The organism is Streptomyces sp. EDA2-14 (assembly GCF_054963755.1).
In genome coordinates this window covers 270,421-288,458 of the sequence record NZ_JBUEGE010000009.1, presented here as the reverse complement: position 1 = coordinate 288,458, position 18,038 = coordinate 270,421, and the positions used below count along the sequence as shown (strand labels likewise).

Below are 18,038 nucleotides of genomic sequence, written 5' to 3'. Positions count from 1 at the left end.
AGAGTGCTCCCTGCCCCTCACCGGCAAGGGCTGCGTCGACCGCATCATCACCGACCTCGCCGTGCTCGACGTGACCAACGACGGCCTCGAACTGGTCGAGTTGGCGCCCGGCGTCACCGCCGAGGAGATCGTCGAGAAGACCGCCGCGAAGGTACGCATCCCGGAGGCAGCCAAGTGAGCCGCAACGTCAAGGACGTCTACATCGTCGACGCCGTACGCAGCCCCATCGGCCGCTACAACGGCGCCCTCTCGGCCGTCCGCCCGGACGACCTCGCCGCGCACGCGATCCGCGAACTGGTCGCCCGTACGCCTCAGTTGGACCCGTCCCGGATCGAGGACGTGTACTTCGGCAACGCCAACGGCGCGGGCGAGGAGAACCGCAACGTGGCCCGCATGGCGGGTCTGCTCGCCGGGCTTCCGACGTCCGTGCCGGGCGTCACCGTGAACCGGCTGTGCGCCTCCGGCCTGGAGGCCGTGATCCAGGCGGCCCGCGCCATCGCGGTCGGCGACGCGTCGATCGCCGTGGCGGGCGGCGTCGAGTCGATGACCCGCGCGCCCTACGTCCTGCCGAAGAACGACAAGCCGTTCCCGGCGACCAACACCGAGCTGTTCTCCACCACTCTGGGCTGGCGCATGGTCAACCCGAAGATGGAGCCGCAGTGGACGGTGCCGCTCGGCGAGTCCGCCGAACTCATCGCCGACAAGCACCGCATCACGCGCGAGCAGCAGGACGAGTTCGCGCTCGCGAGCCACCAGAAGGCGGCCGCCGCGCAGAAGAACGGCCTGTTCGACGCGGAGCTCGCCTCAGTGAGCATTCCGCAGCGCAAGGGCGAGCCGGTCGTCGTCGACGCCGACGAGTCCGTACGGGCCACCACCACCCTCGAAGCGATGGCGAAGCTCAAGCCGTCCTTCCGCAAGGACGGGGGCACGGTCACGGCGGGCAACGCCTCGCCGCTGAACGACGGCGCCGCCGCGCTGCTCCTCGTCGACGAGGAGGGCCTGAAGGCCACCGGACGCGAGCCGCTCGCCCGGATCTCCGCGACCGGTGTCTCCGCGATCGAACCGCACTACTTCGGACTCGCGCCGGTCGAGGCGACGAACCGGGCACTCGCCAAGGCGGGCAAGGGCTTCGGTGACCTGTCGACCCTGGAGCTGAACGAGGCGTTCGCCGCGCAGGTGCTCGGCTGCGTCGCCGAATGGCCCGAGTTCGACCCGGCGGTCCTCAACCCGCAGGGCGGCGCCATCGCCCTCGGCCACCCGCTCGGTGCCTCCGGCGCCCGGCTCGCCGGGACGGTCGCCCACCAGCTCGCCCGCAAGGGCTCCGGCGTCGGCGTCGCCACGCTCTGCATCGGCGTGGGCCAGGGCCTCGCCCTCGTCCTGGAACGTTAGGAAGGACCGCCCCATGGCTCTCACCCAGCACGACATCGACGCGGAGATCGCCGCCGCGCACGCCGCGTACGAGAAGCGGCTCGCCGACGGCGGTCCCGTCGAGCACCAGCCGCGCCGCGACTACGCGCCCTACCGCTCCTCCGTTCTACGCCACCCCAAGCAGCCGCCGGTCAACATCGACGTCTCCAAGGACCCGGAGCTGGTGGAGCTGGCCTCCCCCGCCTTCGGCGAGCGCGACATCACGGAGCTCGACAACGACCTCACCAAGCAGCACGTGGGCGAGCCGATCGGCGAGCGCATCACCGTCGCGGGCCGGCTCCTCGACCGCGACGGGCGGCCGATCCGCGGCCAGCTCGTCGAGATCTGGCAGGCCAACTCGGCGGGCCGCTACGCCCACCAGCGCGAGCAGCACGACGCCCCGCTCGACCCGAACTTCACGGGTGTGGGACGCACGCTGACGGACGATCAGGGCAACTACCGGTTCACGACGATCCAGCCGGGCCCGTACCCCTGGGGTCAGCACACCAACGCCTGGCGTCCGGCGCACATCCACTTCTCGATGTTCGGCTCGGCGTTCACGCAGCGGCTCGTGACGCAGATGTACTTCCCCGCCGACCCGCTGTTCCCGTACGACCCGATCATCCAGTCCGTGACCGACGACGCCGCGCGCCAGCGCCTGGTCGCGACGTACGACCACAGCCAGTCCGTCCCGGAGTTCTCCATGGGCTACCAGTGGGACATCGTGCTCGACGGCCCGAACGCCACCTGGATCGAAGAAGGGCGCTGAGCGACCACCATGACGAAGATCGACACCAGCAACCCGGACGCGGTGCTCCCCACCCCCTCGCACACGGTCGGCCCGTTCTACGGCTACGCGCTGCCCTTCCCCGGCGGCGCCGACATCGCGCCCGTCGGCCACCCGGAGACCGTCACGGTCCAGGGCTACATCTACGACGGCGCGGGCAATCCGCTGCCCGACGCGTTCGTCGAGATCTGGGGCGCCGACCCCGAGGGCAACCTCCCGCAGGTCGACGGCTCGATCCGGCGCGACCCGACGACCGGCGGCTACCTCGGCCGCAACGGCGTCGAGTTCACCGGCTGGGGTCGCATCCAGACCGACGTCAACGGCCACTGGTACGTGCGCACGCTGCGGCCCGGCGCGCGCGGCGACAGCGCCCCGTACCTGAGCGTGTGCGTCTTCGCGCGCGGACTGCTCGTGCATCTGTTCACGCGGATCTACTTCGCCGGCGACGAGGCGGCGCAGGAGGCCCTGGCGGCCGACCCGGTGCTCCAGCAGGTGGACCCCGGGCGGCGCGACACGCTGATCGCACAGCGGCAGGCGGACGGCACGTACCGTTTCGACATCCGCCTTCAGGGCGAGGGCGAGACGGTCTTCCTGGAGTTCACGTGACGTTGTTCGACCCCGGCAGCGAGGGCGCGCCCACCGAGCGCACCACGTCCGAAGAGGCCTTTCTGCAGGCCCTGTTGGATGCGGAGGCGGGCCTGACGCGGGCGCAGTCCTCGCTGGGCCTGGCGCCCGCCGAGGCCGCCGATGCCGTGACGGCGGCGGCTGTCGCCGAGCGGTTCGACGTGCGGGACCTCGCGCGTCGCGCGCGCGGTGGCGGCAATCCGGTGATCCCGCTGGTCGCGGACCTCACGGCGGCGGTCGACGCGGAGTACGCGCCGTACGTGCACCGGGGCGCGACGAGCCAGGACATCCTCGACTCGGCGCTGATGCTGGTCGCGGCGCGGACGCTGGACGTGCTGCTCGACGAGCTCGCCGTCACGGAGCGCGCGCTCGCGGGCCTCGCGGCGGACCACCGGGACACGGTCATGCCGGGCCGTACGCTCACCCAGCACGCCGTGCCGACGACGTTCGGCCTCAAGGCGGCGGGCTGGCGCTCGCTGGTCCTCGACGCGCGGGACCGGCTGCGGGGCGTGCGTGCGGCGCTGCCGGTTCAACTGGGCGGCGCGGCGGGCACGTTGGCGGCGTTCGGGGCGTACGGGGCGGACGACCCGCTCGCCCTCGTGGCGGCGTACGCGCGTGAACTCGGCCTTGCGGAGGCGGAGTTGCCGTGGCACGTGCTGCGGACGCCGGTGGCGGACCTGGCGGGGGCGCTGGCCTTCGCGGCGGGCGCGCTCGGCAAGATCGCGGCGGATGTGCTCGTGCTGTCCCGTACGGAGATCGGTGAGCTGGCCGAGGGTGCGGGTGGCGGTTCCTCCGCGATGCCGCACAAGGCCAACCCGGTCCGTTCCACGCTCGTCGCCGCCGCGGCCCGCCGTGCGCCGGCGCTCGCCGCGACGCTCTACGCGTCCGTGGCCGCGGAGGACGAGCGGCCCGCGGGCGCGTGGCACGCCGAATGGTCCACGCTGCGCGAGCTGCTGCGGGTGGTGGGCGGCGCGGCACGGGATGCCGCCGAGCTGGTCGACGGGTTGGTGGTGCGAGCGGATGTGATGCGGGCGCATCTGTCGACGACCGGTGGGGCGATCGTGTCGGAACGTCTTTCGGCGGAACTGGCGGGCCTGCTCGGGCGCGGCCCGGCGAAGGAACTCCTGGCGTCCGCCTCGCGGCGGGCCCGTGAGGAGGGCCGCCCTCTGGCCGACGTGCTGGCGGCCGAGCCGCTGCTCAAGGACGCGGACGTGAACGTGTCCGAACTGACCGACCCGTCGCGCTACGTCGGGGCGGCGGGTGCGTTGGTGGACCGGGCGCTGACGCGCCGGTGACATTCCCCCACCCCACCCCTTCCCGAATTCCCTGCGGGCGCGTGGCAGGGGTGGGGCCGCGTCGCACTGATAGCGATGACGCGCCACCCCGTGGTCGCGCTCGCGCAGTTCCCCGCGCCCCTGAAGGGGCGAACTGCGCGCACAGCCACGTATGACCCGTACCCGACGACGACCGAACCCCGCCAGCCCACGTCGACCCCTCGACCCACCGGGAGCCCACCCATGACCGCACCCCGTCTCCACCACCACGCCGAGGGCTCGCCCACCGCCCCCGCGCTCATCCTCGGGCCCTCGCTCGGGACGAGCCTCGCTCTGTGGGACGGCGTCGCGCCCGAACTCTCCAGCGCCCACCGCGTCGTACGGTGGGACCTGCCCGGTCACGGCGGGTCGGACGCCGGACTGATCAAGGCGGGCGCCACCGTCGGGGACCTCGCCGACCTGGTCCTCGCCCTCGCCGACGACCTCGGCATCGACCGCTTCGCCTACGCGGGCGTCTCCCTCGGCGGCGCCGTCGGCCTGCACCTCGCCGTGCACCACCCGGAACGCCTCACGAACCTCGCCGTCATCTGCTCCTCCGCCCACTTCGGCGGCGCCAGGAACTGGGAGGACCGGGCGGCCCTGGTCCGCAAGGAGGGCACCGCGGGTGTCGCCGAAACCGCGCCGTCCCGCTGGTTCACCCCCGGCTTCACCGTGGAACGGCTCGTGCGGGACAACCGGGACGCCGCCCCTGAGGGCTACGCCGCGTGCTGCGACGCCCTCGCCGCGTTCGACCTGAGGGACCGGCTCCCCGACATCGCCGTGCCGACCCTCCTGGTCGCCGGCCGCGAGGACCCCGCCACGCCGCCCGCCCACCTGCGCGAGATCGCCGACGCCGTACCGGATGCCGAGCTCGTCGAACTGGCCGGGGCCTCGCACCTGGCCCCCGCCGAGCGGCCGGAGGCGGTCGTCGGGCTGCTGCGCACCCACCTCGGGCAGTCGGCGAAGCGCGGCATGGAGGTGCGCCGCGAGGTGCTCGGCGACGCGCACGTGGACCGGGCGCAGACGCGGCAGACGCCGTTCACGGCCCGGTTCCAGGACTTCATCTCGCGCTATGCGTGGGGCGAGATCTGGACCGACCCGACGCTGACCCGCCGCGAGCGCAGCATGATCACGATGACGGCGCTCGTCGCCCACGGCCACCTCGACGAGTTCGGCATGCACGTCCGCGCCGCGCTGCGCAACGGCCTCACCCCGGACGAGATCGGCGCCGTGGTGCAGCAGTGCGCCGTGTACGTGGGCGTGCCGGCCGCCAACTCGGCGTTCGGCGTGGCCCAGCGAGTGCTCGCCGAGGAGGGCCTCGCCTGACCCCGACAGGCGTACGACCAGGGGGGTCACGTCCGGCGAACGGCCTGGCCCCTAGCCTGGACGCATGGCCACAATCCTGATCACCGGTGCCACCTCCGGCCTCGGCCGGTACCTCGCCTTCGAGCTCGTCCGCGGCGGGCACGTCGTGCTGGCCCACGGCCGCGACGAGAAACGTACGGAGACTCTAGTCGAGGAGTTGCGGGCAGGCGGTGGGCGCGCCGAGGGGTTCGTCGCCGACCTCGCCTCACTGGACCAGGTCCGCGATCTCGGCGCGCGCGTCGCCGCCGCCCACCCGGACCTCGACGTCCTGGTGAACAACGCGGGTGTCGGCACCGGTGCGCCCGGCTCGGGCCGCGAGGTGAGCGCCGACGGGCACGAGCTGCGGTTCGCCGTCGACCTGCTCGCCCCGGTGGCCCTCACCCGCGCCCTGCTGCCCACGCTGCGCGACAACGCACCGTCCCGTGTGGTGAACTGCGGCTCCCTCGGGCAGGCTCCGGTCGACTTCGACGACCTGGACTTCCGCAACGACTACAGCGGCACCGAGGCGTACTGCCGCGCCAAGTTCGCCCTCGCCGCGCACACCTTCGCCCTCGCCCGCGAGCTGTCCGGCACCGGGGTCAACGTCAACGTCATCCACCCGGCGACGTACATGGACACGGCGATGGTCCGGGAGGCCGGGGTCGGTCCGCTGAACACCGTCGAGGACGGCGCGGCGGGTGTACTGGAGCTGGCCGTCGGCGCGTTGGGCAGCGAGGCCTCCTCGGGGTTCTTCGACGGGGAGCAGCCGACGCTCGCCCACGCGGACACGTACGACCGCGAGGTCCAGGACCGGCTCGACGCGGAACTCGACCGGATCCTCGGCCCGTTCGGACTCTGAGCCCCCTTCAGGAGGCCCCCGCCACAAGGGAAAGCCGCTCGGCCTAGCGCAGTCCCCGTCCCGTCTCCAGGACCTCGCGCGCCCGTGCCGCGAGGCCGTCCGCACCGCAGGCGCGGGCCAGTTGCAGGCCGCGGTTGAGTTCCGACAGGGAGCGGGCCGCTATGCCGTACTCGACGCGGGCCACCGCGTGTTCGTACGCGGCGGGCGACGCCTCCAGGTACGCCAGGGCCTTCGCGTACAGCATGAGCTGGGTCTGGCCCGTCTCCAGCGCCGCGGCGCAGCGCAGGGCCTCGCCGATGGCGGTGTCGGTGCCGAACCGCTCGGCCTGCATGCGGGCCTCGGTGGCGAGTTGGGCGGCGCGGCGCGGGTCGGTGGGGGCGAGGGCGCGGGCCAGGTCGCAGGCCCAGGGCGCCATGATCGTGTTGTGTCCGCCGCGGGCGGTGGCCGCCTTGGCGGCGGTCTCCAGCTCGTTGATGCCCTCCTCCACCTCGCCGGTGGCCAGGAGCAGCCGGCCGCGGACGGAGTGCGCGTCGGGCAGCACGACGGTGGACGGGTAGGGCGGGCCGAAGGAGTACCGGTCGGCGACCTCGCGCGCCTCCGCCGCCTTGCCGCGGGCGAGCAGGGTGTCGATGAGCATGCAGGCCGCGTCCCAGTGCATGGGCAGCCCGCGGCCGACGCGGTCGGCGAGCCGCAGCCCCTCGCGCAGGAAGGCCTCGGCGTCGGTGAGCCGGCCGCGCCTGCGGTGCACGTATCCGACGAAGGCGTGGGCGAGCGCGAGGTGTCCGCCGCTCCAGCCCGCCGTCTCGTACGTGCGCAGCGCCTCGCTGAACATGCTCTCGGCGCGGTCGAGCCGGTCCGCGTAGACGTAGCTGACGGTGAGCATGGCGAGGACCTCGAAGCCCCACTCGGGGTCGGTCCAGCCGAGGCCGGGCGCCAGGCGGCCGTTGAGCATCGCGCGGTCGCAGCGCTCGACGACCTCCTCCGCGTTCTCGCCGCGCGTCATCGCGTCGAAGGCGCGCAGCGCCAGCAGGACCCGCTCCGGGTTGTCCCGGCCCGCGAGCCGGTCGGCGAGTTCGGCGAGGCGGCGCGAGCGGCCCGGCGAGTCCTCCTCGCCGGAGTGGATGCCCTCCCACATGAAGTGCATGGCCTGCAACCGCAGCCGGGCGGGGCCCGGTGCGAGCCGCTCCGCCTCCTCGTCGATCAGCCGCAGCGACTCCTCCAACTGGTCGTTGTGGACCAGCGCCTGGGACAGTCGGCACACCGCGTCGACGCGCAGGTCCCCGTCGAGCCCCGGCGTCGTGTCGAGCGCCTCCCTGAGGTGGCCGATGGTGGTGGCGGGCGAGGTGAGGAGCGTGGCGCAGCCCAGCTCGTACAGCACCTCGGGGCGGATCTCGGGCAGCGGCGGTTCCTGCAGCGCCCGCTCCAGGCAGCGGCGGGCGGCCTCGGGGGCGCCGACGGCGAGGTGCTCACCGGCCGCGGCGCGCATCTGCTCGACGAGCTCGATGTCGTCGTCCGGGTGCACCTCCAGCAGGTGCCGGGAGGCCGCGGCGGGCCCGTGCCCGGACGCGGTGACGGCCCAGGCGGCCTGTCCGTGCATCGCGGTGCGGGTGGCGGGCGGGATCGCGTCGTAGACGGCGGAGGCGATCAGCGGGTGCACGAACTCCAGGGTGCTGGCGTCCCCGTACGTGTCACCGGTGAGGATGCGCGCCGCGACCAGGCGCTCGGCGCACCGCCCCGCCTGCTCCGGGTTCATGCCGGCGAGCAGCGCGGCGAGGCCCGGCTCGATGCGGGTGCCGAGGATGGCGGCGGCCCAGGCGAACCGGGTGGCCTCGGTGCCGAGTCCTTCGAGCCGGGTGACGAGGCCGCGGCCGCGCGCCGACCTGTTCAGGACGCGCAGTTCGGCAGCGCACTCCTCGTCGGGGCTCAGCGCCGCGTCCTGCACCTTGGCCAGCAACTCGACGGTCTCGTACGGGTTTCCGCCGGTGACCGCCCACACCTCGCGGCAGAACGGTCCGTCGGCGTGCGGGCCGAGGGTGACGCGGGTGAGACCGGCGACGGCTTCGGGGGTCAGTTCGCGCAGCCTGGCGGCGCCGGGGCGGGCGGCGGCGGCCACCGCGTCCAGGCAGGCGGCGGCGCGCTCGCTCGGGGCCTCGCGCTGTGCCACGACGACGAACACGGGCAGGTCGTCGAGGCGCTCGGCGAACGCGGCGAGCCACTCCAGGGTCTCCAGGTCGGCCCAGTGCGCGTCGTCGATGAGCAGCACCAACGGCCAGTGCAGTCGCGCCAGTCGGGAGGCCGCGACGACGAGGCCGTCGCGCACGCCGTGCGGGTCGGCCTGCCGGCCGGTGGGCTCGGCGATGCCGAGGGCGGGGCCGGCGATGTCGTACCAGTCGCCGAAGTACTCGCGGGCCTCGTCCTCGGAGAGCGCCACGAGGGCGGGCTGCAGGAGCTGGCGTACGACGTTGAAGGGGACGGAGGTGACGGTCTCGCCGCCGCGCGCCTACCACACGGTGGCGCGGCCCGCCGCCATCTCGCGCACGTGCGAGAGCAGGGCGGTCTTGCCGATGCCGGCCTCTCCCTTGTAGACGACGAGGCTGCCCGCGGCCGCGGAGCCGCCGTACAGGTCGTCGAGGGCGCGCGCCGCGACGTCGAGCTCGGACTCTCGCTCCCACAGATGAGGGCCAGAGGGCGCGGCGCCGGCGTGCCGTCCCTGGGTCATCCCGCAGCCTCCCTTTCGTCTTCGTCTGATCTCTGTCCGTCTTCGTCTGTCGTGGTCGCAGCCGATCACATGGGGCGATCGACGTACTGGTCACGAGACTAGACCGCGCGGCCTGCGCTTCGTGGGGCGTCGCGACAGCCGGTGACATTTGGCCGGACTTGGGGGCCGGACGACCGCCCGGTAACGATCCCGACAGCGGGGCGGCCCCTCTCATCGCGTTTTCAGCCACGCCTCATACTGTTCCGTCCATGACGTCGCAGACTCCCGCAGGCTGGTATCCCGATCCGGGGCAGATATCCAACGGCCCGCGCACCGAACGCTGGTGGGACGGCGCCCGCTGGACCGACCAGACCCGCCCCGCCACCACCCCGCCACCGCAGGCGGCGCCTGCCCCGGCCCCCGCACAGGCACCCGCACAGGCGCCCGCCCAGCCCCCGGCACAGTTCGCACAGCAGCCGACCGCGCCCGGCGCGAATCCGGTGTATCCCAACTATCCCGGATATCCGGGCCAGTTGCCGCCGAAGTCGCGCGGGCGGGGGCGGATCGCGATCGCCGCGGCGATCGCGGTCGTGGTCCTGGCGGGCATCGGCACCGGCGTCTACGCGCTCACCTCGGGCGGTGGCGGCGACGGCAAGAACGACAAGGCGGGCTCCCGGTCGCAGAGCCCCGCGGAGCCGAAGGGCCCCGGCGCCCCCGACGACGGCGGGAGCGGCGGGAACGGCGACACCGGCGAGAGCCCGGCCCCCGACGCGCCACAGTCCTCCCCGCAGGCACCGCTGGACGAGGGGTACGCCACCGACGTCGGCAACGGCGTCGCGATCCCGGTCATCAAGGACTGGACCGGCACCGACGGCGCGGGCGTCGCGGGCATCACGGTCGGCCCGTACCCCTGCCCGAACTCGAAGGACGACGTCTGCGTCAGGGGCGGCGCGTCCACCTCGTCGGCGAAGCGCCTCAAGCTCGACGCGAAAACGGCGAAGGCCGCCGCGAAGGAGGACATCGCCAAGAACGCGAAGTCGTCCTACGGCGGCAAGATCTACCAGGGGATCACGAGCCACAAGCAGGTGTTCGCGAAGGCCGTCACGGTCGCCGGGCAGAAGGGCTACCGGGTCCGGTGGAGCGTCGAGACGAAGGCGGGCGTCGACGCGTGGGTCGAGTCGGCCGCCTTCCCCTCCCCCGCGAACCCCGACAAGCTCGTCGTGCTGCGCGCGGGCGTCGACGTCCCGCGGACCGCCGCGGAGAAGGCGAAGGGCCCGGACGCCGCGTCGATCGACAAGATCCTCAAGGGCATCAAGAAGGCCACGGTCACCGGCGACGGCGACGCCGGCGAGAACGTCTGAGCACCGTCCCGGCGCACCCGGCAGGCATGCGACCGGGCGGGTCCCCCTCCGCTCAAGGAGGAACCCGCCCGGCCGGGGGTGCGCGCCGCCCCCGTCCCCACGGTGCGGCGCGGGCAGACCACCGGTCGGTCATCCCTGCGACCGGCGGCCTCCCGTTCAGGTGGCCCGACCCTCCGGGGTCAGACCGAGCTGCGGAACCAGCGCGTGCTCGACGAAGCGGACCAGATAGCCCGCGTCGGCGTCGCGCCCTTCCAGGATCGGTCGGCTGCGCATGACTCCGAAGAGCTGCGCGGCCACATAAGGCAGCGCGGGATGGTCCGCGGCGATCTCGCCGCGCGCCACCGCACGCTTCACGATCTCGTCGATCGACGCCAGCTCCGGCTCGATGAGCGCCTCGCGCAGCGCACGCTTCAGCTCGTCGTCCTGGAGCGCGGCGTGCCCGAGTGCCTGCATGAGCGCGGTGTCCGGCTTCGCCTGCGCCGCCGCGTTGCGCGCGGCGGCCACGAGGTCTCCCGCGAGCGTACCCGTGTCGGCCGAGGCGAACTTTCCGCAGCGTCCCGCCCGCAGTGCGGCGGCCACGAGCTGCGGCTTCGTCTTCCACTGCCGATAGAGCGTGGACTTGCTGCAGCAGGCCTGCGCCGCGACGCCCTCCATGGTGAGGGCCCCGTAGCCCTGCGCCCGCAGCTGGTCGAGGACCACGTCGAAGAACTCCTGGGCCCGCTCCGGGCTGATCTTGGAGCGGCGCGAGGCAGTGGGCGCGGCCTCGGTGTCCTGTTCTCGCGTCGTCATGGCCCTCACTCCTCGGTCGGCTGCGGTGTAGATGAGATCACACCGGCCTATCGATACGCCAGTGTACCGGTACGCCACCGTATCGGTACACTGGCGTATCGATGAACGGGAACACGCGGGAGCCGGAGCAGCACGCAGTCCGGCCACCCCTGATACGCGAGCTGCTGCTGGTCGTGGGACTTTTCCTCGTCTACAAGCTCGGGCGGCAGCTGGCCAACGGCCACACCGCCGAGGCCTTCCACAACGCCGACCACGTGTGGAGCTTCGAGCGTGCCGTGCACCTGCCCGGCGAGGGCGCGGTGCAGGACATGCTGCTGAGCAGCGACACCCTGGTGCGCGTCGCGAACACCTACTACGCGTCCGTGCACTTCCCCGCCACGATCGCGCTGCTCGTCTTCCTCTACCTGCGCCGGCCGCGCCACTACCTGTGGACGCGGCGCGCGCTCGCCGTGCTCACGGCCGCCGCGCTCGTGCTGCACCTGACGTTCCCGCTCGCCCCGCCGCGGATGCTGCACGCGGCGCACCTCGTCGACACGGCGCAGGTCTACGGCCCCTCGGTGTACGCCGCGAAGCCCGCCACGGACACGATGGCCAACCAGTTCGCCGCGATGCCCTCGCTGCACTTCGGCTGGGCCCTGATGGTCGCGATCGGCCTGATCGCGGCCACCCGCTCGCGGTGGCGCTGGCTGTGGCTGCTGCACCCGGCGCTCACCCTCCTGGTGATCGTGGGCACCGCCAACCACTACTGGCTCGACACGATCGTGGCGACGCTGCTGCTTGCCGCCGCGCTCGCGGTGATCCGGCTGCCGCGCGCGGTCGGGACGACCGGCTTCTGGCGCCATCTGTTCCCGGTGCCCGCTCCCGCGAGCGCGCCGCGCGTCGTCGAGTCGCACCGCACGCCCACACCGTGGTCCCCGGCCCCGGCCGCGTATCGCACGCCGCCGGGCTCGCTGACCGTCGCCGACGTCCTCGACGCGGCGACCCCGACCCACATACCGGTCCCGGTGCCGACGACACCGGGCTCCACCTCCGCCGCGAACGCCCCGCGACCCGTACCGACCGGAGCGGCACGATGACCGCCACACTGCTCGCCGTAGCGCTCTCCCTCGTCTCCGCCGTCGCCTACGCGGCCGCGGCCGTGGCCCAGGAGCGGCTCGCCGCCACCTCCGGCTCGGGCACGCTGCGGCTGCTCGCGACGGGGGCCTGGTGGTGGTCGGTCGGCCTCAACGCCTCGGCCGCGCTGCTGCACGTCGCCGCGCTCAAGTACGGGCCGCTCACCCTCGTCCAGCCGCTCGGCGCGCTCACCCTCGTCGCGGCGGTGCCGCTGGGGGCGCGGGTCGCGGGGCGGCATGTCACGGCGGGCGAGTGGCGGGGCACGGCGCTCACGCTCGCGGGCCTCGCCGCGCTGCTCGTGACGGCGTCGGGCCCGGCCCCCGACGACACGCTCTCGCTGCCCGAGGCGCTCGGCGTGGCCGCGGTGACGGCGGCGTTCATCGGCGTGCTCTCACGGCGCGGCGCGAAGCCGGGCCTGCGGCACGCCACGGCGTCCGGGGTCGCGTCGGGCGTGGCGTCCGCGCTCACGCAGACCATCACGGTCGCGGTCACCGACCGCACGGGCCCGCTGCTCGACGTACGCGTCATCGCGGTGGCGCTGCTGGTGGCGGCGTTCGCGGCGGGCGGCCTCCTGCTCTCGCAGACGGCCTACCGCGGCGGCCTCGGCGCCCCGCTCGCGATGGTGACCCTGGCGAACCCGGTGGCGGCCTCCGTCATCGGCCTGGCCCTGCTGGGCGAACATCTCCAGGGCGGGATGGCAGGCCTGGGTCTTGCGGCAACCGGGGCGCTGCTGGCTACGGGCGGCGTGGTGCTCCTGACGCACACACACGAGACATCGGTGGATCAAGCAGTGCCGCCACATCAAGCCCCTGCGGCGATTGAGCAGCGGGGTCCGGGGCAGAGCCCCGTGGCCGCAACCCCGTAGGACCGCGACGAAGCCCGGTCACCCGAACCCGCGGGAGTCCTGCTTCAACGCCGTGTCCACGGTCAGCGCCGTCGCGACGACCAGGCTCAGCAGCGGCTCCGGGAGCTGGTAGTGCAGCTGCAGCACATAGTTGTCCGCGGTCGTGAACATCGTCTTCGCGAGCCCCTCCCACGTCTTCGTGATGCGCGCGACCTCGTTGTCCGCGTGGTCGACGATCGAGAAGTTCCAGGCCCGCCAGTTCTCCGCCTTGATCGCGCCGATCTGCCGGCCGTCCACGTTCATCGCGAAGTTGATCTTCCCGATGGCGTTCTGCTGGACGATCTCGCCGACCGGCGTGCCGTCCGGGCGCTCCACGAGCACCTTCGACTTGATGAACTTGGCCGGCCGTGTGAGCACCATGTGCGGCTGCCCGTACGCGTCACGGATCTCCAGCTTGTGCGTCATGAACTGGTCGACGCTGGAGACGAAGCGCAGCGCCTTCTTCATGGCGCTCTGGCCGATCTGGACGACCGAGCCCAGCTGGTTGCCGTGCTGGTCCATGACGCCGTACTCGTTCGTCAGCTCGATCAGCTTGGCCTTCTGGTTCACGACGAGGACCGGCTCGGTGAACAGCGTGCCGCCGCCCTGCCCGGCCCCCGCGACGCCCGCCTGGTGCTGCACCTGACGCTGGACGTCGGCGGCCCGCGCCTGTGCCTGGGCCGCGAACTGCTGCTGGGCGGCGTGCTGCGGCTGGGCGGCCTGTTGCGGCTGGGCCGGGGCCTGCGGCTGCGCGGCGTGCGTGTGCTCGGTCCACTGGGCGCCGTCCCACCACCGCAGGCTCTGGGCCGTTCCCCGGGGGTCCGGGTACCAGCCTGCAGGGGTGTTCGATTGCGTCGTCATCCGGGCACACTACCGCGCCGCGACACACAGGAATCCGGCCTCACACCGGCCTCACCGTGAGCCTTCCCACAGCTTCCGCTCGGCCTCCCGCGGGTCCGCCTCGGTGCGGCAGTCGCCCGCGTCGAACACCATCGTCGTCCGCTCCCCCGCAGGGTCGTACGCCGCCCAGCCCGGGTCCCCGGACGTGGCGAACGCGACCCACGCGCCGTGCACCGCGCGGGCCAGCTCCGCCGGGGCGTTCCCGCCGACGAGCGCCGCGTAGTCCGGGTCGTCGGCGCGGTCGAAGACGAAGCCCAGCTCCAGGGCGTGGCACGCGCCCAGCTCGCCGTCGAACTGGGGCGACCGCCAGGCGAACTCGTACAGGTGCGAGCCCGGCACGGCCTCCGCCAGGCGCACCGCGGGGATCCGCCAGAACCAGTCGGTGACGATCGCGTCGAGGAGTTCACCGGGGCTCGCGCCCGGCCGGCTCGCCCGGTACCCGTCCAGGTCGGCGCGGAAGGCCTCGGCTCCCCGCTGCACGCGCCTCTCGCTGATGGTGTGGAAGCGGCCGGTCGGCACCATGTAGAGCCGGTTCTCCTCGCGGTTGCTGCCGACGAGGAGGTCGACGCCCAGATCGGGCCCCGGCAGGGTGTGCTCGTCCGCGACCGGTTCGAAGACCATCCCGTTGAGCGCCGCGTCGCCCCACACCGCCGGGTCGGGCCGCTGCCGGAACTCGTCCGTCAGCGCCGCCTGCGCCGCGATCAGCTCCGGCAGCGGCACCGCGGCGAACGCCTCGGCGGTGTGCGGCACGCCGAGCCGCTCCGCCATCCGCTCCCCGATGCGGCGCGCGGTGTCGGGTCGTACGAAGTGGTGGCAGGCCCCGCTCTGCAGCACGGCGCGCCGGAAGAGGCCGCGGGCGCGCGGCTCGACGAGCAGCCGCCCGATGGCCACCGCCCCGGCCGACTCGCCGAAGACGGTCACCCGGTCCGGGTCGCCACCGAACGCCGCGATGTTCTCCCGCACCCACTCCAGGGCCGCGATCATGTCGAGCAGGCCGCGGTTGTCGGGCGCCCCCGGCAGGTGCAGGAATCCGTCCACGCCGAGCCGGTAGTTGACGCCGACGAAGACGACGCCGTCGCGGGCGAAGGCGTCGCCGCGGTAGCCGGAGGAGTTCGCGGAGCCGTTGGAGAAGGAGCCGCCGTGCAGCCACACCATGACGGGGAGGCCGGCGCCGGGGCCCGGTTCCGGGGTCCACACGTTCAGGTTGAGGCAGTCGGGCCCGTCCTGGCTCGTCTCGGGGATGAGCGCGTCGAACGGCGGGGCGTACGGGGCCTTGGGCGCGGTCGATCCGTACGCCGTGGCGTCCCGCTCCCCCGTCCACGCCTCGGCGGGATCCGGCGCGGCGAAGCGGCGCGGGCCGAACGGGGCGGCGGCGTACGGCACTCCGAGGAAGGCGGCGATGTCGTCCTCGGTGCGGCCGCGCAGGGTTCCCTGCCTGGTGACTGCGGTGGCGTCGGTCATGCGGTGGGGCTCCTCGGCGCTGTGGTGGGCGGTCGGCCACTCTTCTCGTACCCGCCGTCCACCGCCCCGTAAAGATCGCCGACGCGTCGTGTCGGCCACATCCGCCGTCGTCCGCACCCGTCGTCCGCACCCGTCGTCATCCGCACCCGGCGCCGAGGACCCATTCGCCGTCCTCGCCGCCGTCGGGCAGCGGGCCGAGGGGTTCGCCCGCGAGCCACTGCGCGACGGCGCGGCCGATGGGCTGCCCCGTCTCTATCTCGACGAAGCCGAACTGGCCGGACTGGTTGCACTCGAGGAACCACCAGATGCCGTCGGCGTCCTCGGCGAAGTCGAAGGCCCCGTACGCGAGCCCGGCACGGGTCAGGTAGGCCCGCACCGCGTCCGCGACGCGCCGGGGCACGGGTATCGGGCGCCAGGGTCCGGCTGCGTCGTCGAAGCGCACGTCGTCCACGCCGGGCTCCTCCTCGGGCCGATCCGGCGAACTCGCCGAGCGCGCGGCGAACAGCCGGTTGCCCACGCAGGTGAGCCGGATGTCCGCGGCCCTGCGCACCCTGCGCTGCAGCAGCGTCGGCCCGTTCGCGACGTCCCGGTAGTCCTCCCCCGGCCGCACACGGGTGGTCGGCACGGCGAGCCCGACGTCGTCGGGGTGCTTCCCGGAGACGGGCTTGACTATCAGGTCGGGGTAGCGCTCGGCGAACTCGCGGGCGGCGCGCGGAAAGGTGGTGATCAGCGTGGCGGGGACGGGCAGTCCGCAGGTGCGCGCCAGCCACAGCTGCCACGGCTTCTGGCGGGCCTGCCGGGCGGAGTCGGGGTGGTTCATCCAGCGCGCCTCGGTGCACCGCAGCATGCCGTACAGGGACTGCGAGGCCTCCTCGGTGAGCCAGAGCGAGGGAGTGAGGGAGCGGGCGGCGGGCTCGCCGGGGCGGCGCACCCAGATCGAGCGCAGTCCGCCCATGCTGACGACCCTGCCACCGACGGAGAGGTGGCCGTGGAACGCGCCGTGCGCGAACTCTCCCGACACGCCTACGCCGCCCGGCAGTTCGGCGGGGTCGAGGCGGAGCACGGGGATTCCATTGGCGTTCAATTCGACGACGGCCATGTCGGCCGTCACATCCTGTTCACTCGTCAGGATCAGCACGGTCATTTGCGCTGGGCCGTTCAGTCGTCGAAATGGGTTTTCGAACCCGCGGTGGAGGTGGTGGCAGCGAACTCTCGCAACACTCCGTAGTCGCGTGCAGCCACTGCGCCGTCGGCCAATACGTTCAACTGCAGCGTTGCGTCGTACATGTACGGTGCCCTGACCTCTGCCTCTGACGTGGGGCGGGCATAGTTCAGTGCGAACGGTCGCATGTGCTCTCCTAGTTGGGGGTCCGCCAAGTCAAGCGCATGGTGACTCTCCGGCGTCACACCTCCGGCCGTTTTCCAGGTCTCGTTTTGAGTAAGACGCATCACACCCCCGAAGAGTTCATTCCGCCACGCAGCGTGATGACGACACGTCAGCCAGGTATTGAGGGGCATTGCAGGGGCCTTTGTGGTCACTTCACCTATACGGCGCCTTTACAAGGCTTTACATCTCAGGGCGCGTTCATGCGGCGACAATCCGTCAGGATGCTCGAACGCGCCTTGTGCGCCCCCCTCATGAGGCAGGGTGATCTCCATGACCCGGCACAAGAAAAGGCACAAAAGACGTATTGCGCTGACCCTCGCGGCCACCCTGGGCGCCCTGACGCTCGGCGCGACCACGGCGTCCGCCGCGCCGACCTGGACCGAGACCGGCACCTCGCGCGTGAACTCGCTGACCGGCAGCCAGGGGCTGGCGAGCCGCGCCGACGGCACGCTCGTCCACCGGGGCCTCGCTTCGGTCCCGCTGGCCCTGCGCGCCAAGGGCTGGACGCACGTGGGCGACCCGGACGTGGCGGGTGGCTACACGTTCGACGCGTACCAGGGAAGCGACACGGCCACGAAGAAGATGTTCGCGGCGACGTCACCGGCCGGCGAGCGCACCACCTATGAACACGCCCTCGACCCGGGCGAAATGCTCAACAATTCGTTCGCGTCCGTCTCCCCCGACGGGCAGTGGCTGGTCTCCGGCGAGTGGGGCACGCGCGACCGCCTCCAGGTCTTCCCGACCCCGGTCCTCAACGCATCGGCGCCGAGCCCGGGCGCGAACCTCCCGCAGGCCGGGCAGATATCCCTCGACAAGCCGGTCACGAACATCCAGGGCTGCGACTTCACCGACGCGACCCACCTCCTGTGCTCGTCGGACGCCGCGACGAAGGAGGTCCTCGACATCACCCTGGACCGCCCCGTGGACGGCGCTCCCGTCACCGGCCACGTGAGCAGCGCGTTCGCGATCCCCCAACGCAGCGTCTGCAAGGGGGCGTTCGAGGCGGAGGGCATCGACTACGACGCGCAGCGTGGAATCCTGCGCGTGGAAATGGTGCCGCCCGCTCCGTGCCTGGTGACCACGGCCGTGATCGCGTACAAGCGGGGCTGAGC

Annotated in this window: 16 protein-coding genes and 1 pseudogene; 11 read left to right on the top strand and 6 right to left on the bottom strand. The window is 72.9% G+C overall.

The features are described from left to right. The 7 genes from ACY34M_RS23300 to ACY34M_RS23270 all read left to right on the top strand — a co-directional run. On the top strand, positions 1-178 hold a 178-nt coding region (locus tag ACY34M_RS23300), incomplete at its 5' end, for a CoA-transferase (protein WP_462719971.1). Beyond that, positions 175-1,389 carry a thiolase family protein gene (locus ACY34M_RS23295; RefSeq protein WP_462719964.1) on the top strand — a complete coding sequence of 405 codons (1,215 nt, stop codon included), beginning with the start codon at positions 175-177 and terminating at the stop codon, positions 1,387-1,389. The genes ACY34M_RS23300 and ACY34M_RS23295, both read left to right, overlap by 4 nt. A gap of 13 nt (positions 1,390-1,402) precedes the next feature. Further along, complete coding sequence (gene pcaH, locus ACY34M_RS23290; RefSeq protein ID WP_462719963.1) at positions 1,403-2,176, top strand: protocatechuate 3,4-dioxygenase subunit beta; 774 nt, start codon at positions 1,403-1,405, stop codon at positions 2,174-2,176. Positions 2,177-2,185: 9 nt separating this feature from the next. Continuing rightward, the gene (gene pcaG / locus ACY34M_RS23285; RefSeq protein ID WP_462719962.1) at positions 2,186-2,800 is read left to right on the top strand and encodes a protocatechuate 3,4-dioxygenase subunit alpha; all 615 of its coding nucleotides are present in this window, start codon (positions 2,186-2,188) and stop codon (positions 2,798-2,800) included. Continuing rightward, positions 2,797-4,113, top strand: a complete 1,317-nt coding sequence (gene pcaB, locus ACY34M_RS23280) for a 3-carboxy-cis,cis-muconate cycloisomerase (protein ID WP_462719961.1) — start codon at positions 2,797-2,799, stop codon at positions 4,111-4,113. Before pcaG ends, pcaB begins: the two co-directional genes overlap by 4 nt. Positions 4,114-4,335: 222 nt before the next feature. Then, entirely contained in the window at positions 4,336-5,457 is a 1,122-nt protein-coding gene (gene pcaDC, locus ACY34M_RS23275) for a bifunctional 3-oxoadipate enol-lactonase/4-carboxymuconolactone decarboxylase PcaDC (RefSeq protein ID WP_462719960.1), read from the top strand. A 64-nt stretch (positions 5,458-5,521) separates the two neighbouring features. After that, positions 5,522-6,334, top strand: a complete 813-nt coding sequence (locus ACY34M_RS23270) for an SDR family NAD(P)-dependent oxidoreductase (RefSeq protein WP_462719959.1) — start codon at positions 5,522-5,524, stop codon at positions 6,332-6,334. 43 nt (positions 6,335-6,377) lie between these two features. Here the strand turns inward: ACY34M_RS23270 and ACY34M_RS23265 are convergent. Beyond that, positions 6,378-9,053, bottom strand: a pseudogene (locus ACY34M_RS23265) (ATP-binding protein). A 248-nt stretch (positions 9,054-9,301) separates the two neighbouring features. Between ACY34M_RS23265 and ACY34M_RS23260 the strand changes: the two are divergent. Next, positions 9,302-10,393 (top strand): DUF2510 domain-containing protein, encoded by a 1,092-nt coding sequence (locus ACY34M_RS23260; RefSeq protein WP_462719958.1) that lies wholly within the window; start codon positions 9,302-9,304, stop codon positions 10,391-10,393. Between the two features lie 156 nt (positions 10,394-10,549). Here the strand turns inward: ACY34M_RS23260 and ACY34M_RS23255 are convergent, their stop codons facing one another. Continuing rightward, complete coding sequence (locus tag ACY34M_RS23255; RefSeq protein WP_462719957.1) at positions 10,550-11,182, bottom strand: TetR/AcrR family transcriptional regulator; 633 nt, start codon at positions 11,180-11,182, stop codon at positions 10,550-10,552. Between the two features lie 101 nt (positions 11,183-11,283). Between ACY34M_RS23255 and ACY34M_RS23250 the strand changes: the two genes are divergently transcribed. Continuing rightward, a complete protein-coding gene (locus ACY34M_RS23250; protein WP_462719956.1) occupies positions 11,284-12,258 on the top strand; it encodes a phosphatase PAP2 family protein in 975 nt (324 codons plus the stop codon). Then, complete coding sequence (locus ACY34M_RS23245) at positions 12,255-13,160, top strand: DMT family protein (RefSeq protein WP_462719955.1); 906 nt, start codon at positions 12,255-12,257, stop codon at positions 13,158-13,160. Before ACY34M_RS23250 ends, ACY34M_RS23245 begins: the two co-directional genes overlap by 4 nt. Before the next feature lie 18 nt (positions 13,161-13,178). On the opposite strand, the gene ACY34M_RS23240 is transcribed toward ACY34M_RS23245, so the two are convergent. The 4 genes from ACY34M_RS23240 to tgmA form a co-directional block, all read right to left on the bottom strand. Further along, complete coding sequence (locus tag ACY34M_RS23240; RefSeq protein WP_462719954.1) at positions 13,179-14,039, bottom strand: phospholipid scramblase-related protein; 861 nt, start codon at positions 14,037-14,039, stop codon at positions 13,179-13,181. Positions 14,040-14,090: 51 nt separating this feature from the next. Continuing rightward, positions 14,091-15,539 carry a carboxylesterase/lipase family protein gene (locus tag ACY34M_RS23235; RefSeq protein WP_462719953.1) on the bottom strand — a complete coding sequence of 483 codons (1,449 nt, stop codon included), beginning with the start codon at positions 15,537-15,539 and terminating at the stop codon, positions 14,091-14,093. Between the two features lie 136 nt (positions 15,540-15,675). Beyond that, a complete protein-coding gene (gene tgmB, locus ACY34M_RS23230; protein WP_462719952.1) occupies positions 15,676-16,683 on the bottom strand; it encodes an ATP-grasp ribosomal peptide maturase in 1,008 nt (335 codons plus the stop codon). A gap of 14 nt (positions 16,684-16,697) precedes the next feature. Further along, complete coding sequence (gene tgmA, locus ACY34M_RS23225) at positions 16,698-16,889, bottom strand: putative ATP-grasp-modified RiPP (RefSeq protein WP_462719951.1); 192 nt, start codon at positions 16,887-16,889, stop codon at positions 16,698-16,700. Between the two features lie 307 nt (positions 16,890-17,196). Between tgmA and ACY34M_RS23220 the strand changes: the two genes are divergently transcribed. Next, positions 17,197-18,036, top strand: a complete 840-nt coding sequence (locus ACY34M_RS23220; RefSeq protein ID WP_462719950.1) for a hypothetical protein — start codon at positions 17,197-17,199, stop codon at positions 18,034-18,036. Positions 18,037-18,038 lie beyond the last annotated feature (2 nt).

Coding starts and splice junctions, on each gene's coding strand:
- pcaG (WP_462719962.1), top strand. CDS start 2,186: ATGACGAAGATCGACACCAGCAACCCGGACGCGGTGCTCCCCACCCCC.
- ACY34M_RS23240 (WP_462719954.1), bottom strand. CDS start 14,039: ATGACGACGCAATCGAACACCCCTGCAGGCTGGTACCCGGACCCCCGG.
- ACY34M_RS23235 (WP_462719953.1), bottom strand. CDS start 15,539: ATGACCGACGCCACCGCAGTCACCAGGCAGGGAACCCTGCGCGGCCGC.
- ACY34M_RS23260 (WP_462719958.1), top strand. CDS start 9,302: ATGACGTCGCAGACTCCCGCAGGCTGGTATCCCGATCCGGGGCAGATA.
- ACY34M_RS23255 (WP_462719957.1), bottom strand. CDS start 11,182: ATGACGACGCGAGAACAGGACACCGAGGCCGCGCCCACTGCCTCGCGC.
- pcaH (WP_462719963.1), top strand. CDS start 1,403: ATGGCTCTCACCCAGCACGACATCGACGCGGAGATCGCCGCCGCGCAC.
- tgmB (WP_462719952.1), bottom strand. CDS start 16,683: ATGACCGTGCTGATCCTGACGAGTGAACAGGATGTGACGGCCGACATG.
- ACY34M_RS23250 (WP_462719956.1), top strand. CDS start 11,284: ATGAACGGGAACACGCGGGAGCCGGAGCAGCACGCAGTCCGGCCACCC.
- ACY34M_RS23220 (WP_462719950.1), top strand. CDS start 17,197: ATGACCCGGCACAAGAAAAGGCACAAAAGACGTATTGCGCTGACCCTC.
- pcaDC (WP_462719960.1), top strand. CDS start 4,336: ATGACCGCACCCCGTCTCCACCACCACGCCGAGGGCTCGCCCACCGCC.
- ACY34M_RS23245 (WP_462719955.1), top strand. CDS start 12,255: ATGACCGCCACACTGCTCGCCGTAGCGCTCTCCCTCGTCTCCGCCGTC.
- tgmA (WP_462719951.1), bottom strand. CDS start 16,889: ATGCGACCGTTCGCACTGAACTATGCCCGCCCCACGTCAGAGGCAGAG.
- ACY34M_RS23270 (WP_462719959.1), top strand. CDS start 5,522: ATGGCCACAATCCTGATCACCGGTGCCACCTCCGGCCTCGGCCGGTAC.